Annotated in this window: 15 protein-coding genes, 1 tRNA gene and 2 pseudogenes; 15 read left to right on the top strand and 3 right to left on the bottom strand. The window is 65.4% G+C overall.

The annotated features are described in order from the left end of the window. The 12 genes and pseudogenes from FMM79_RS21440 to FMM79_RS20250 form a co-directional block, all read left to right on the top strand. A pseudogene (locus FMM79_RS21440) lies at nt 1-1,606 on the top strand (hypothetical protein); the annotation flags it as partial. 28 nt (nt 1,607-1,634) lie between these two features. Next, entirely contained in the window at nt 1,635-2,219 is a 585-nt protein-coding gene (gene fliL, locus FMM79_RS20300; RefSeq protein WP_148629331.1) for a flagellar basal body-associated protein FliL, read from the top strand. 7 nt (nt 2,220-2,226) lie between these two features. Next, a complete protein-coding gene (locus FMM79_RS20295) occupies nt 2,227-3,117 on the top strand; it encodes a FliM/FliN family flagellar motor switch protein (RefSeq protein WP_148629330.1) in 891 nt (296 codons plus the stop codon). Between the two features lie 120 nt (nt 3,118-3,237). Next, a complete protein-coding gene (gene fliN / locus FMM79_RS20290) occupies nt 3,238-3,591 on the top strand; it encodes a flagellar motor switch protein FliN (protein ID WP_148629329.1) in 354 nt (117 codons plus the stop codon). A 4-nt stretch (nt 3,592-3,595) separates the two neighbouring features. Further along, nucleotides 3,596-3,871, top strand: coding sequence for a flagellar biosynthetic protein FliO (locus tag FMM79_RS20285; RefSeq protein ID WP_148629328.1), 276 nt, complete (start codon nt 3,596-3,598; stop codon nt 3,869-3,871). Continuing rightward, nucleotides 3,868-4,644 carry a flagellar type III secretion system pore protein FliP gene (gene fliP / locus FMM79_RS20280; protein WP_148629327.1) on the top strand — a complete coding sequence of 259 codons (777 nt, stop codon included), beginning with the start codon at nt 3,868-3,870 and terminating at the stop codon, nt 4,642-4,644. Before FMM79_RS20285 ends, fliP begins: the two co-directional genes overlap by 4 nt. A gap of 10 nt (nt 4,645-4,654) precedes the next feature. Further along, complete coding sequence (locus FMM79_RS20275; protein WP_148629326.1) at nt 4,655-4,945, top strand: flagellar biosynthetic protein FliQ; 291 nt, start codon at nt 4,655-4,657, stop codon at nt 4,943-4,945. After that, complete coding sequence (gene fliR, locus FMM79_RS20270) at nt 4,942-5,724, top strand: flagellar biosynthetic protein FliR (RefSeq protein ID WP_148629325.1); 783 nt, start codon at nt 4,942-4,944, stop codon at nt 5,722-5,724. The genes FMM79_RS20275 and fliR overlap by 4 nt, the downstream gene beginning before the upstream one ends. Beyond that, nucleotides 5,721-6,857 (top strand): flagellar biosynthesis protein FlhB, encoded by a 1,137-nt coding sequence (locus tag FMM79_RS20265; protein ID WP_148629324.1) that lies wholly within the window; start codon nt 5,721-5,723, stop codon nt 6,855-6,857. The genes fliR and FMM79_RS20265 overlap by 4 nt, the downstream gene beginning before the upstream one ends. A 58-nt stretch (nt 6,858-6,915) precedes the next feature. Beyond that, the gene (gene fliD, locus FMM79_RS20260; protein WP_148629323.1) at nt 6,916-8,346 is read left to right on the top strand and encodes a flagellar filament capping protein FliD; all 1,431 of its coding nucleotides are present in this window, start codon (nt 6,916-6,918) and stop codon (nt 8,344-8,346) included. A 1-nt stretch (nt 8,347) separates the two neighbouring features. After that, on the top strand, nt 8,348-8,719 hold the full coding sequence (locus FMM79_RS20255) for a flagellar protein FliS (RefSeq protein ID WP_148629322.1): 372 nt from the start codon (nt 8,348-8,350) through the stop codon (nt 8,717-8,719). Nucleotides 8,720-8,930: 211 nt separating this feature from the next. Then, a complete protein-coding gene (locus FMM79_RS20250; protein ID WP_240339331.1) occupies nt 8,931-9,536 on the top strand; it encodes a response regulator transcription factor in 606 nt (201 codons plus the stop codon). Between the two features lie 324 nt (nt 9,537-9,860). Here the strand turns inward: FMM79_RS20250 and FMM79_RS20245 are convergent, their stop codons facing one another. Beyond that, nucleotides 9,861-10,283 (bottom strand): hypothetical protein, encoded by a 423-nt coding sequence (locus FMM79_RS20245; protein WP_148629321.1) that lies wholly within the window; start codon nt 10,281-10,283, stop codon nt 9,861-9,863. 328 nt (nt 10,284-10,611) lie between these two features. On the opposite strand from FMM79_RS20245, the gene FMM79_RS20240 reads away from it, so the two are divergent. Then, nucleotides 10,612-11,412: a metallophosphoesterase gene (locus tag FMM79_RS20240; RefSeq protein ID WP_148629320.1), complete on the top strand. Its 801-nt coding sequence runs from the start codon at nt 10,612-10,614 to the stop codon at nt 11,410-11,412. Between the two features lie 21 nt (nt 11,413-11,433). Here the strand turns inward: FMM79_RS20240 and FMM79_RS20235 are convergent, their stop codons facing one another. Continuing rightward, nucleotides 11,434-11,868, bottom strand: a complete 435-nt coding sequence (locus FMM79_RS20235) for a hypothetical protein (protein ID WP_148629319.1) — start codon at nt 11,866-11,868, stop codon at nt 11,434-11,436. An 85-nt stretch (nt 11,869-11,953) separates the two neighbouring features. Next, nucleotides 11,954-13,141 carry an aminotransferase class I/II-fold pyridoxal phosphate-dependent enzyme gene (locus FMM79_RS20230; RefSeq protein ID WP_148629318.1) on the bottom strand — a complete coding sequence of 396 codons (1,188 nt, stop codon included), beginning with the start codon at nt 13,139-13,141 and terminating at the stop codon, nt 11,954-11,956. Between the two features lie 177 nt (nt 13,142-13,318). On the opposite strand from FMM79_RS20230, the gene FMM79_RS20225 reads away from it, so the two are divergent. Both FMM79_RS20225 and FMM79_RS20220 read left to right on the top strand, forming a co-directional pair. After that, nucleotides 13,319-13,394 (top strand) — tRNA-Thr (locus FMM79_RS20225). A 235-nt stretch (nt 13,395-13,629) separates the two neighbouring features. Further along, nucleotides 13,630-13,884: pseudogene (locus FMM79_RS20220) on the top strand (helix-turn-helix domain-containing protein); the annotation flags it as partial.

The following is a 13,884-nucleotide window of genomic DNA, read 5'->3' as shown; positions in this document are numbered from 1 at the left end:
CAACACGCCCATGCAGCCCCCTCCCCCGGTGCACGCGCCGGGCGCCGAGGCCATGCCCCGGATCGCGCCCCTGCCGGGCGGCAATCCCTTGCCGTCCATCGGTGATCCGCTGCCGCCAACCGCGCCGCAGGACCTTGGCACAAACCCGGACACCGCGCCGCAGGACGTGGCTGAAGAGGCATCTTCGGGCGTACCGGACCTGCCCGCACCGCTCACGCCGCCATGGCTCGCCTTGCTCGTCGACTTGCCCGTTCCGCCTGTCGCAGCTTCGCCTGCACCGCCCACTCCGGCGGGCTTTTCTGTCCCGCACCAGGCCGCCTCACCTTCCGCGGCCTCTGCGCAGGACTCTGTCCTGCCGCTCCCCGCAGCGTCGGTTCCGAGCGCCTCTTCTGCGCCGACGCCCCCGCAGGCGTCCAGAGAAGTACCTTCCGAAAGCGCGCTTTCAGGCACGATTACCCACCTGCGAATGTCCGCCGTGCCGGTGCAGCCCCCCGTGATGCATTCCTTCGACGCGGCTGCGCGGCCGCTTCAGATACCGCCCGAGAATACCTATCCGGTCCGCCCTATCGCCCTCGCCCCGCAAGGCGCAAAAACCCCGGAGTCGCGCGCGCCAGGCCTGGAAGACCTGGCCCGAGAGATACCGGCCACCGAACGGCTAGCCCTTTCCCCGGCGACCCTCCTGCAAAGGCCCTCCCTGCATAGGGCCGCTCCAACGCAGCCCGGTCTTCCCGCTCCGACCTCGGCACATGCCCAATACGGACCGCAGCTTGCACCGGCGCCCACGCCGCCTGCCCCGCCTCCTGCCAAGGGGATTGCGACCACCTCCGCGAAGGTGCGGACGGATCTTCCGGTGCAGGACGGCGAGCTCGTACCCCAGCCCCCCATGGCTTTCGCCTCCAGAAGTACCATCAAGGAGGAAGGCCTCCCCCTCTCCGCTCGCGCACCCGAGAAGGTAGCGGATACGGCCATGCCGTCAGGCGCCTCCCAAGTGCCCGCACCGGGCAGAGCCCCGTCGCAACCGAGCCCGCTACTCCCACCGATCATAGTGCAGGGAGCCGATACGCCGGCCCTTCCGGGTTCAGAGATACAGGCGCCCCTGCGCGCCGAAACCCCGCATGATTTCGACACATTGCTCGGGCGCCTCCACGAAGCGCGCGAGGCCCAAGGCGGGCAAGTCGTGCGTACCTCGCTCGTCCATGCCCAGTTCGGGCACGTCTCCTTGCAGCTGCGTCCGGACGAAACTGGCATGAGCGTCTCGCTGCGCAGCGCCGATCCCGATTTTGCCGCCTCCGTACAGGGCGCCGCGGCACAGGTGCTGGCCGCCTCCGGCACGCAGGGTAGCGACACGCCGCGCGAGAATCCTTTCCAGCAGTCTTCCGGGCAGCAGGGGCAGAACACCGCCCCCTCCCCGAACGGACAGGACCACAAGGGCGCGCAGAGCTTCGCCCAAGGCGCAGGTCAGGCGCGTGAGGATGGCCAGCCGTCCGGTTCCTCCGGAACGCCGCGTTCTGGTGGGCGCGAAGGCTCCGACACGCCCGTCAGGGGCAGCCCTTCCCGTTCGTCCGACCGCCCGGCGCGCGACACGCGCGGCGGCATCTACGCCTGATGACAGGCCCCAACGAGGAATTCCCTGAATGAGCGACAAGGCAGACAAGGACGACAAGCCCAAGGGCAAAGGCAAGATGGGCCTCATCCTCGTGGCCGTAGCCATGCTCGTCGTGGGCGGGGGCGGCGCGGCAGGCGCCATGATGTTCCTGGGCGGTGGGCATTCGGAAAGCCACGAGCCCAAGGGCCCGCAACTGGTCCGCAAGGGCGAAGTTGACCCGTACGCCCCACCCGCCGGCGAGGGTGAGGAGGAAGGCGGCGGTGGCCACGAGGAGCACGGCGACGGCGGCGATGAATACCGCACCGCTTATTATACCTTCAAGGACGAGTTCACCTCAAACCTCAAGGATTCCGACGCACTGGTCCAGCTGGCGCTGGCCTGTTCGACCCGGCGCGACGGGCGCGTCCTGCAATGGCTGGCCAAGCACGAACTGGCGATCCGCTCGAATATGCTCTCCGTCATCGCCGACACGCACGAGGACGATATGTTCACCATCAAGGGCAAGGACAAGCTGCAGAAGCGGCTGACCAAGACCATCAACGACGTGCTCACGAAGAAGGAAGGCTACGGCGGCGTCGATGCCGTCTACTTCCGCACGCTGATCATCCAGTGAGGTGGGCATGAACGCGACCTCCGATACGGTCCCGGTAAAGGCGAAGCACGCGACCGAACTTCTCGGCAAGGCGCCGTCGATCGACGAGCTTGTGCCCGCGCTCTCGTTCCTGGGCGAGCGGCTGGTGCGTATCCTGCCCGGCGAACTGGCCCGCATTTCCGGCGGCGATCCCTCCATGGTGCGCGCCGGCATGCCAATGGACACGACGCTGGGCGGTATCCAGTCCGAACTCGAAACCCTCGCTGCCCACGCCCTGCTCGGCGCAGGGCCCAAGAACTTGCCGCTGCTCGCCACTTTCGAGGCCGCGCCGGTGTTTCGCCTCGTCGACCGGGCGTTCGGCGGCAACGGCGTGGTACCCGATCCCCTGCCCGACCGTTTCCCGGTTTCGGCCGAACTGCTGCTCGCGCGGATCGAGGGTGCAATCGCGGCGACACTCAGCCAGCTATTCTCGCACGAGACGGCCACGCTGGTCCGCCCCTTGCGGCGCGACACAAGCCTGCGCCAGCTCGATCCCTTCGACATGCGCGCCGACCTTCTCCAGCTCTCGCTCGACATCGAGGAAGCGGGCGCTGAACCCTGGACGCTGAGCCTCGCCTTTCCGGTCACCACGCTGGAGCCGCTGCTGCTGCCCCAGCGCAAGCCCTCGCGCGCCCGCGCAGCCCCGCGCAAGGCCGGCCCCACCGAAGAGCCCTTCGCCTCGCTCATGCTCGAACTCACTGCCGTCCTCGTCGACATGCCCATGCCGATGCGCCGCCTCTCGGCGCTGCGTCCGGGCGACGTCATCCCGGTTCCGGTCAGCCGGGCCGTGCCGCTGATGGCGGGAGGACAGATCATTGCCACCGGCACTGTCGGAGAACTGGACGACATGGTCGCCGTCCAGATCGGACAGGCCTTCTGAACGCCCGCCCCGCCCACGCCGTCTGCACAGCGGCAGGGACGGGAAAGGCACTGCCACCACGCCGGTGCGGTCACACCTGCGTCTTCAACTGGGGAACCCTTTAGCCATGACGAAAACGCCATGACAGCGCCGCCACGAAAGCACCCGCGCGGCTTTGAATTTCTGCGCGATGTCGACGTGCGCGTCTCGGTCGAGCTCGGCCGGTCGCAGATGAAGCTCAAGGACGTCCTTGCGCTCGGCCCGGAAAGTCTGGTCGTGCTCGACCGGATGACCGACGAGCTGCTCGACATCCTCGTCAACGGCAAGCCCATCGCGCGCGGCGAGGTCATCTCGCATAACGGGCGCTTCGGCCTGCGGATCGTGGAGATGGTCGGCGATGAGGACGAGAGCGAATACGGCGATCCGGCAGCCGATTCCGCCCTGCCCCTCCCCGGCGCAACGGGCGGCAAGGCCACCCAGACCAGCGGGGAGTAGAGCCATGCTCTGGTATGTCCTCAAGCTCGCGATCCTGCTGCCGCTGATCGCGCTCCTCGCCTGGGGTGCGCTGACGCTCGCCCGCAAAGTCCAGCAGCGCGCCGGCATCAACAGTGGCTCGCGCTCCATCCGCATCGTCGAGACGACCATGCTCTCCCCCACGCTCAAGCTGGCGGTGATCGAGTTCCATGGCCGCGAGATCCTCGTCTCAGCCTCGCGCCATGGCCTGACGCGGCTGGCCGAGGCGCCTGCGCGCGCCACCTTCGAGGTGATCGAATGAATCGCCCGCTTGCCGTCGCGCGTGCTGGCGCGATCCTGGCCGTCACGCTCCTCCCCTCGCTCGTCCACGCGCAAGAGGCCATCCCTGGCGCGCTCGACCGCGCCTTCGAGCAGATCGGCGGGACCGGCGACGGACCCGGGGGGCCGGGCATGAGCATGTCGCTCCAGCTACTCCTCATCATGGGGCTGCTGACGATCCTGCCCAGCCTCGTCCTGATGATGACGAGCTTCACGCGTATCCTCGTCGTCCTTGCCATCCTGCGCCAGGCCATCGGCCTCCAGCAATCCCCGCCCAACCAGGTGCTGATCGGGCTCGCCATGTTCCTCTCGCTCTTCGTCATGGCCCCGACGCTCGACCGCGTGAACGAGACCGCGATCGCCCCTTATGCGGCCGACCAGATCAACGCACAGGAGGCCATCGCCAACGCGGGGACAGAATTCCACGCCTTCATGGTGCGCCAGACGCGCGAGCGCGACCTCACCATGTTCGCCGAGATGGCCAACGCACCCCAGTTTGCCTCCAGCCGCGAAGTGCCCTTCTCGATCCTCCTGCCCGCCTTTGTCACCAGCGAGCTCAAGACCGCCTTCCAGATCGGCTTCATGCTGTTCCTGCCTTTCCTGGTCATCGACCTCGTGATCTCCTCGGTGCTGATGTCGCTAGGCATGATGATGATGAGCCCGATGGTGGTCTCGATGCCCTTCAAGCTCCTGCTCTTCGTCCTGGTCGACGGGTGGGCGCTGATGATGGGTTCGCTCGCGGCCAGCTTTGCCTGAGGGCGCGGCAATGGAAGACATCACCAACCTTCTCGCGCTTGCGGACAAGATGCTGTGGGTGACCGCCCTCGTCGCCGCGCCGGTGCTTCTCTCGGCCCTTGCCGTGGGGCTTGCGGTAGGGCTGGTGCAGGCGGCGACCTCGGTCAATGAGCAGACGCTCACCTTTGTCCCCAAGCTCGCCGTCGTCGCGCTCGTGCTCGTCCTGATGGGCTCCTCGATGATGACGCTGGTGGGTGACTTCGCACAGGAAATCTTCGCCCAGATTGCCCGCATGGGCCAGGCCGAGCAGGTCATCCCGTGATCCAGCTCGAATTCGGCTTCGGCGCGCTGGAAGAGGAGTTCTGGCGCCTGCTCTTTGTGATGACCCGCATCGGCGCGGCTCTTGTCGCGGCGCCGCTGTTCGGCATCCCCAGTGTGCCCCCGCAGCTGCGCGTGATCGGCGCGGGCGCGCTCGCCGTGCTGGTCTGTGCCTGGACCGAGGTCGCCGTGCCCGCCGCGCTCTTCTCGCTCCCCGGCCTCCTGGCCGTGCTGGGCGAAGTCGTCGTGGGCCTTGCGCTGGGCTTCGTGCTCCAGCTTGCCTTCGCCGCACCGGTCGTCGCGGCCGAAGTCATCGGTGGCTCGATGGGCATGAACATGGCGGTCGCGGTCGATCCCAATTCGGGCACGCAGTCGCCCGCGCTTGGCCAGTACTTCGCGGTCGTCCTGACGATGATTTTTCTGGGGCTGGGCGCGCACCTTCAATGGTTTGCCCTGATCGTAGAGAGTTACCGCACCTTCCCTCCGGGCGAGACATGGCTGGGCACCGGGCGCTTCGCCCTCATCGCCGGTTTTGGCGTGCAGATGTTCGCGACCGCTGCGACCATCGCGCTGCCGGTATGCCTGGTGCTCCTCACCGTGCAACTGGTAACAGGCGTCCTCAGCCGCTCGGCGCCCGCGCTCAATCTGTTCTCGCTGGGTTTGCCCGCAGGGATCCTCGGCGGCCTGGCCGCGCTGCTCGTCTCCGCCCCCGTCCTCACCGATCTCGTTACCCGCCTCTCACGCGAGGCCATTGTCAACGCATCGCAGGTGATCGCGCCATGAGCGAGAGCGACGGCGAGAAAAGCTTTGCCCCGACGCAAAAGCGCAAGCGCGATGCCGCCAAGAAGGGCGACGTCATCCGCTCGCGCGAACTGGGCACGGCGGGCGCGGTTGCGATCGGTGCGATCTGGCTCCTGCTCGCAGGACCCTGGCTGCTGGAGCGTCTGGTCGGTGTACTGCGCGCCGGGTTCCTGTTCACGCCCGGCGCCATTGACGACTTCACCCCTGGCGCACTCCTCATCCAGGCCCTGATTGCCGCCCTGCCCCCGGTGTTCCTGCTGGGGGTGAGCGTGATGCTCGTCAGCCTCGCCTCGCAACTGGGCTTTGGCGAAGGCCGCTGGCTCGCCTCGAACCTTGCGTTCAAGGGCTCGCGCATCGATCCCATGAAGGGCCTGAAGCGCATGTTCGGACCCAATGGCCTGATCGAGATGGTCAAGGGCCTCGCCAAGGTGGCTTTGCTGGGCACCATCGCATGGACCTGGGCCAGCGACCGGCTGGAAACGCTTGCCCGATTGGGACGGGGCAACCTGCTTCAGGAACTGTCCTATGCCTGGGAAGAGCTTGTCCTCCTGCTCTTCTGGCTGGCCGCCGGGCTGACGCTGATCGCCCTGCTCAACCTGCCCGTCCAGCTGTTTCGCCGCCTCATGCGCCTCAAGATGACGCTGCAGGAAGTGCGTGATGAACAGAAGGACAGCGAGGGCGCGCCCGAAAAGAAGGCCGCGATCAAGGACCGCCAGCGCAAGATCGCGATGGGCGCCCTGATCCCCGCGATGCAGGAAGCGAGCTTCGTCCTCACCAACCCCACGCACTTTTCCGTGGCCCTGTCTTGGAACCCCGATAAGGCGCCTGCGCCTATCCTCGTGGCCAAGGGGCGCGGCGAGAAGGCCATGGCGATCCGTGAACTGGCCGCCGAATACGCCGTGCCCACGCTGGAATACCCCGCGCTTGCACGCTCAGTCTATTACAGCACCCGGGAGAAGCGCATGATCCGCGAGGAACATTACGTCGCCATAGCCGCAATTCTGGCCTTCGTTATGGCCCTGAAGCGCGGCGAGACACGCACCCGCCCCGCTGTCGCGGTGCCCATCACCTTGCGCTTCGACAGCGAGGGGCGCCTGGAATCGGCAGGCCCGTGATGCCCGCCCTGCCCGTCCCCGCCCTTAATCAGCCCTTCGTGGAGCCGTTCTTTCTGCCATGAGCACGATCAACAACTCCCCCACTGCCACCAGTTCGCTGGTCACCGCCCTTGGCGGGGGCAGCGGCATCGACATGCTCGACCTCGCCAACAAACTGGCGCAGGCGCAGTTCGCCAACAAGGTCAACCGGCTCGACACCCGCAGCGAGACGCTGGAAGCCCAGATCTCCTCAGCGTCCGACATCCGCTCGATGATGCTCGCGCTCGACACCTCGCTGGGCACGCTGATCCGGACCGGTGACCTCTCGCGCACACCCAGCGTCGCCAACAGCTCGGTCGCCTCGGCTTCGCTGACCGGCACTTCACTTCCCAAAGGTAGCTACGATCTGGAAGTCACGCGCCTTGCCAGTGGCCAGAACATCGCCAGCAACGCCTATACCTCGGCCTCCGACACGGTGGGCGCGGGCACGCTGACCCTGCGCTTCGGCACCGTCTCGGGCAGCACCTTCACCGAAGACACCGGCCACGCCGCCGTCGACATCACGATTGCCAGCGGCGCGACGCTGTCCGATGTGGCCAGCGCCATCAATGGCGCCAATGCGGGTGTGCAGGCCTATGTCGCACAGACCGTCGACGGCGCCCAGCTTGTCCTCAAGGGCCAGAACGGCGCGGCCAACGGCTTCATCTTGGAGGCGGCCGAGGACGCGCTTGAACCTGGCCTTGCCAACCTCGCCTGGAACCCGTCCTCCACAAATGGCGAACTGCTCGCCAGTGCCGTGGACGCGGCCTACTCGGTCGACGGGCTCGAATACACCTCCACCTCAAACACGGCCAGCGACGTCATTCCCGGCGTGCGTCTCCAGCTTTCGGGCACCAATGTCGGTGCGCCCACGCGCGTCACGTTCGCCGATCCGGGCCCCAGCATCTCAAGTTCCATGCAGGACCTGACCGATGCGCTGAACGAGGTCATTTCCGCGCTCAACGCGGCCACCGCCATTGGTGGCGAACTTGCCAACGACGGCGGCGCCCGCGCGCTTAAGCGCGCCTTCTCGGGCCTCGCCAGCAGCACCATCATGCCCAACGCCACGGGAACCGCGCGCACGCTTGGCGACCTGGGTCTCAAGACCGAGCGCAACGGCACCTTCACGCTCGACACCGAGCGGCTCGCCGCCACCATGGAAGCCGATCCGGAGGGCGTCGCCGCCATGTTCACGACCGGCGTCCACGGGGTCTACGCCAGCATCAACCGCATCTACCGCGATGCTTCCTCCACCACGAGCCTCAATTCGCTAGGGGCCTCGATCCGCAAGTACACCACGCAGCTCACCGATATTTCCGAAAGTCGCACCGAGATCGCCGAGCAGCAGGAAAAGCTGCGCGCGCGCCTCGCAAGCCAGTTCACCACCTCGGAAAGCCGCATCGGCATGCTGAACTCCACGATGGCCATGCTGGAGAACCAGATCGCACAATGGAACCGTTCGGACAGCTGACATGCTCGGACGCGTCACCCCTCACGAAGCCTATCGCCGCGTCGACTTCGACGCCCGCGTCAATGGCGCCGACCGCACCGAACTGGTGCACCTGTGCTATGAACATCTTGTTAGCGCGCTGGGCACCGCGCTCCACGCGGACTCGATCAGCGATGGCGAACTGAAAAGCCGCTCGATGACCCGCGCCCTGACCGCCGTCACCGCCTTGCAGATGGGCGTCTCGGGCGACAGCGGGATCGCATCGGCGCTGAATCAGCTCTATGCCGCCGCGCGGCGCACGATCCTGGATAGCGCGACGACGTTCGCGCGCGACCGGATCGATGCCCTGCGCAGCGATTTTCTGGAAATCAGCCAGGCCATGCAGACCGGCTGATCCAGCCGCGTTTACCGCCTTGCGCCCCGGCTTTTTTGACGCATTTTCCATCTACCACCATTTCGGCGGCCCGGATCTCCTGACCTCGCGTTGATTTCTGGGTGATTTCCCTCGGACTGGCGCCCGATACCTCGACATTGGACGGGATACCTCAGTAAAACACCCCGAATTGCGATATCTCCCTAAGCAGAAATAAGAAGGGAGAATTATCTTGGAACAGGGTATCTCGCACCTCATCCTGATCGACAACGATATGCGCCGCCGAGCCACCATCAGCCACGCACTGTCTTCGGCAAACATTCATGTCGAACCCTTTGAAAATCTCTCCGAACTGGCCTCAAGCTGGCCGCGCTCGGGCATCATCCTGATCCATGACGATGCCGGCGCCATCGACGAACTGATCGAAAACATGTCCCAGCATGGCGAATGGTTTCCGATCATCGCCTTCAGTGAAAACCCGGCCGCCCAGCGTATCGTCGGCGCTATCCTCGACGGTGCGATCGACTACATTGCCTGGCCCATCACCGCGCCCGAACTCAACGAAACGCTCGATCGCGCCATGCGCCGGGCCGAAAGCGTGGGCAACGCCAAGTTGCGCGAGATAATGGCCCGCGCCCGCGTGGACCGCCTCACCCGCCGCGAACGCGAAGTCCTCGGCGGTGTTGCAAGCGGCCTGTCCAACCGTCTCATCGGGGAAAAGCTCTCGATCAGCCCCCGTACGGTAGAAATCCACCGCGCCAACATGCTCAACAAACTGGGCGCCAACCACACCTCCGACGCCATCCGCATCGCCATAGAAGCGGCCATGGTCCACTAACCGGGGCGCAGGCAGGGAAGGCCGGAAAGCCGGACCCAGGAATATCATTCCTGGAGGGGCAGCTAGTTCGTCGACCTCACCTTTCTCAACCGGGGCGCATACGAAAGGCGAGGTCGACAGCTTGGAAACCCAAAGACACACCCCCTCTGAGTAGTCCCTCTGAATCGTCGTCCGACTTGTTGGCATGCCATCAAGAACTTTTTTCCGGCTCCATTGGACGCCCCCAAACGCCCTGCCAGTCCCGATCGCCTCCATCAGCGAGGTATCATCGAACCATCAAGGCAAGGCCCCGTCGCGAACGGACCAAGCCCCCCTTTGCCTCGATCACACGTCCGTTGTGGAAGCGAAAGGTGACGGAATAGAGCGCCCGTCCGCAGAGTCGATGAACTCGATAGACACCGCGTACTCGCCGCAGGCATCGACGGGCCCATCCATATAGTCCCAGCCGAGAGAGCGATAACGATCTGCCTTCATCAACGCGACGACCGCGCGTGCGCCCTCCGCCCCGTGCCCCATTGGCCGCCCGACATCGCCTGCCCCCAGGTCAAAAGGAGCGCCAGGATGGATGAACTGGTCGCTCCGGTCCCTGCTTTTCGCACCGGAGCACCCCGCCGTCATGACCAATTCGACAGGGCGCTGTGCAAGAACCTCGTGAAGTTCGCGCGCTCCCATGTCCGAACGCAGGTCACAGGCGGCAGCCTGAGCGGGGGCAGCCGACACCGCGAGAAAAAATACCGAAAGCGCCATAGTCAGAACTCTGACAGCTGCGCTCCTCCTGGCATGGCAGCGCACGCCTAAGCAAATCTGCACAGACTCTTGGCAACCTATGCGCAACACCTTTCATGAGATATCGTTAAGGACCGGTCCGGGCTCGTCTCGAACCGGCTCCTGGTCCCGCTAGTCGTGTACTATGGGCAGGCCCGGACCGACGTTCGCGTTCGGCCGGGCCTGCCTCCGGGCCCTCCCCGACATCGCGATGTCCGGATTGCCTTGCCTGCGCCGTCTGACGCATCGATCGCCTCTCATGGCTATATCAGCGGATGCTCATTAAGATGGGGCTGACACCGGGCCGTGGATGGACGATACGCTTTTCCCTGTGACTTCCTCATCGCCCTTTCCCTCGACATACGCCGGCATACGATGGTTTGGCGACATCCACGGCGCGCATGCGGTGCATGCCGCGGCCGAGCAGGCTCTTATGCAGGGGTATGCCATCGGCTTTATCGGCGACCTCACCGATGCCGATCCGGTGGACCAGGATCCTGAAAATGACAGCGCCGCCGTCCTGCGGCTCCTTGCCCGGCTCGACGCACAGGGACGGGCGATGTTCGTTCCGGGAAACCATTGCTTCAAGCTGCTGCGCTATCTCGTGGCGTGGCGGGCCGGTGATGGCGCAGAGCGGCGCATGAAACTCACCCATGGCCTTGATCGCACACTGGCCGAAATCCTGGACGCGCCGGATCGCGATGCCCTCGTCGCAAGCACAATTCGTATCCTCTCCGCCGCGCCCCTGTGGCGCAACATCGGCCCCTGGCTGTTCGTCCACGCAGGCGCCAGTGCCGCCATGTTCGAACGCCCCGCTCCCACCGCTGGAGAGGCCCTGTCCCTCAAGGGCGACGGGCGCGTATACCGCGCCCTGTTCGGGCAGACTGACGGGACCCGCGACAACTCAGGCTATCCGGTGCGCCTTTACGACTGGCTCGAAAGCATCCCGAACGGACGCACAGTCGTCATCGGCCATGACCGATGCGAGGCCATCTTCACCCAGACCAATGCCCAGGGCGGAAAGCTGGTCCGGATCGACACGGGCGCGGGCAAAGGCGGAACGCTGTCCTGGCTCGACATTCCCGCGGGCGAACTGCAAGGCTGCGGCTGACCGGAACAGCGGCAGGCAATGTCAATGAAGGCGGAAAGACGCCGCCTCGCGCAGCTCGTCGGTCGCATCGCCCAGATGCACCAACCAGGCCGCGGCCCATGCGCCCAGCAGCGCGAGCGCGGGAGTGGCGCCCTGCACGCAGACCTCGTCATCCGCGCCCTCCACGGCAAGCATCGCGAGGCACACGCCGCCTCGCCCTCGTGAACAGAGGAACCCCACGTCCTCGCCCAGGAGGCGCAGGACGCAGTCCATGCCCCTCACCTCTTTCGCTATCACATATCCCCCAAGCAGCGAGAACGCCTCGCAGACGCGCATGTCCTCTTCGGTTGGGGCGCACTGCGCACACTCTTGCGCAAACGCGCGCAAACGGACGGTGAGGCTGGCCGTGTCGATATCGGGAGTGAGTTCCGGGGGAAACATGAGGGTGTCGACCTTGAAAGGGGGGAAGCGGCTCAAAGCCGCAGATCCCGCCGTCGGTCAATGTGGAAAACCCCGGATGTCAACGCCCCATCCCGGATTGCGACACGCCACACTCCAAACCTCAACGTGCCGCGCCGCAGCCCTTTCTTCGCGCCGCGAACCAGGGCTTGAGGCGCGCGATGGCCTCCGCGACTTCCGGCGGTGACACCGCAAAACTGAAGCGCATGAAGGTCTTGCCATGGACCGGATCGAAATCGATGCCCGGCGCGGTCGCCACGCCGGTCTCGCGCAGCATGTCGCGGCAGAAGGACAGGCTGTCATGGGTATAGGCGCTGATATCGGCCCAGATATAAAAAGCGCCATCGGGCGGTGCGATCTTCTCAAGTCCAAGATCAGGCAACGCATCAAGTAACATCTGCCGGTTTTGCCTGTAATTGTGCACATGTCGCTGCAACTCCTCATCGCAGTCGAACGCAACGAGCCCGGCATGCTGGGCAAGCACCGGCGGCGTCAGGAACAGGTTGCCCATCCTCGCGCGCGCCACTTCGATCAGGTCACGCGGGACCAGGAGCCAGCCCAGACGCCACCCCGTCATCGAGTAGTATTTCGAGAAGCTGTTGATGACGAGCGCATCGGGCGCGGACTCGAGCAGCGAATGGGCCTCAGGCCCGTAGGTCAGCCCATGGTAGATCTCGTCCGAGATCATGCGGATGCCGCGTCGCGTGCATACCTCGGCAATGGCGCGCAGTTCTTCGGGCGCGATGATCGTGCCGGTGGGATTGGCCGGACTGGCGATGATCACGCCATCAGGCGCCGGTTCCATCGCCTCGAGCGCGGCCGCGCCCAGCTGATAACGCGCCTCGGGCCCGCATTCGATCTCGACCGCCTCCAGGTACATCGCCTTGAGCGTATTACGGTAGGCGACGTAGCCCGGCCGGGCCAGTGCAACCCGCGCGCCGGGCCTGAACAAGCTGGACAGCGCCAGCACCAGCGCCGGGGAAGCCCCGCAGGTTAGGATGATCTGTTCGGCCTCGACGTCCTGCCCGTAACGCTCTTGATAGTGCCGCGCGATCCGCGTCTTGAGCGCGCCATTCTCCCAATATCCGCCCGGATCGCATTCGAGCTTTTCATGCGCCAGCGCCAGGGCTGCCGCGGGCGCTCCGGTCGAGGGCTGCCCATATTCCATGTGGATGATGCTGCGCCCCTGCTCGGCCAGTTCGTAGGCAAGCTGGCCAATCGAAATGGCGTGGAAGGGGGCGACTTCGGCAACACCGGAGACAGGGCGAGCGGGAGACGCGGACGTGTTCATCCCACTGCTGCTAGGCCCCGCCCCTGCACACTGCAAGTCCCCCGAGAGGCGCAGAAAAAGCCACGGCGTTCATCCTCCTTGTACATGGGATACGAATCCCTCTTGCGCTCCTCGCCTCCCCCCGGTAAAGGCGCCCCCTGCCTTGACATCGGTTCTTGCGAGAATCGTCACAAGGACGCCGCTTTAGCTCAGTTGGTAGAGCATCGCATTCGTAATGCGGGGGCCACAGGTTCGAGTCCTGTAAGCGGCACCACTTCCCACAAAATTGTTGAAGATCATACTTATAGGGCATCATCCGCTCTGAGCCGTGGCACGCGACTGTCGCACACAACGCCCATCGACCGACGCGTAATACCAACCTGCGCTGAGGCTGACTCACTTGGGGATTCCTACTGGGGCGAAAGTCTGACTCAAGAGCGTCCTGCTTCAGGAGGACGCGATAGTGGGTCGAGCGGTTGGATTGCGGGAGGATTTTGACGGACCGGCGCTTGGGCGACTGGCACGGAGCTCACCGCGGTCCGGACGGACTGCTGGACGGTAAGGCCCCAGGCAAGGCATCGATCCTCAATGATGCGCAGCGACGCGCACTGGTCGAGGCGGTCGAGCGCGGGCCCATCCCTGCGATCCATGGCCTCGTGCGCTGGCGGCTGATCGACCTGGCGCATGGGCTCTACGAAGAGTTCGCGGTGTCGCTCGACGAGACGAGCGTCAGCCGCGAACTGACGAAACTGGGCTATGCGAAG

It is taken from the genome of Novosphingobium sp. BW1 (genome assembly GCF_008107685.1).
GTDB lineage: Bacteria > Pseudomonadota > Alphaproteobacteria > Sphingomonadales > Sphingomonadaceae > Novosphingobium.
The sequence above is the reverse complement of the archived record's forward strand: the minus strand, read 5'-3'. Positions and strand labels throughout refer to the sequence as shown.

Coding starts and splice junctions, on each gene's coding strand:
- fliL (WP_148629331.1), top strand. CDS start 1,635: ATGAGCGACAAGGCAGACAAGGACGACAAGCCCAAGGGCAAAGGCAAG.
- FMM79_RS20295 (WP_148629330.1), top strand. CDS start 2,227: ATGAACGCGACCTCCGATACGGTCCCGGTAAAGGCGAAGCACGCGACC.
- fliN (WP_148629329.1), top strand. CDS start 3,238: ATGACAGCGCCGCCACGAAAGCACCCGCGCGGCTTTGAATTTCTGCGC.
- FMM79_RS20285 (WP_148629328.1), top strand. CDS start 3,596: ATGCTCTGGTATGTCCTCAAGCTCGCGATCCTGCTGCCGCTGATCGCG.
- fliP (WP_148629327.1), top strand. CDS start 3,868: ATGAATCGCCCGCTTGCCGTCGCGCGTGCTGGCGCGATCCTGGCCGTC.
- FMM79_RS20275 (WP_148629326.1), top strand. CDS start 4,655: ATGGAAGACATCACCAACCTTCTCGCGCTTGCGGACAAGATGCTGTGG.
- FMM79_RS20265 (WP_148629324.1), top strand. CDS start 5,721: ATGAGCGAGAGCGACGGCGAGAAAAGCTTTGCCCCGACGCAAAAGCGC.
- fliD (WP_148629323.1), top strand. CDS start 6,916: ATGAGCACGATCAACAACTCCCCCACTGCCACCAGTTCGCTGGTCACC.
- FMM79_RS20255 (WP_148629322.1), top strand. CDS start 8,348: ATGCTCGGACGCGTCACCCCTCACGAAGCCTATCGCCGCGTCGACTTC.
- FMM79_RS20245 (WP_148629321.1), bottom strand. CDS start 10,283: ATGGCGCTTTCGGTATTTTTTCTCGCGGTGTCGGCTGCCCCCGCTCAG.
- FMM79_RS20240 (WP_148629320.1), top strand. CDS start 10,612: ATGGACGATACGCTTTTCCCTGTGACTTCCTCATCGCCCTTTCCCTCG.
- FMM79_RS20230 (WP_148629318.1), bottom strand. CDS start 13,141: ATGAACACGTCCGCGTCTCCCGCTCGCCCTGTCTCCGGTGTTGCCGAA.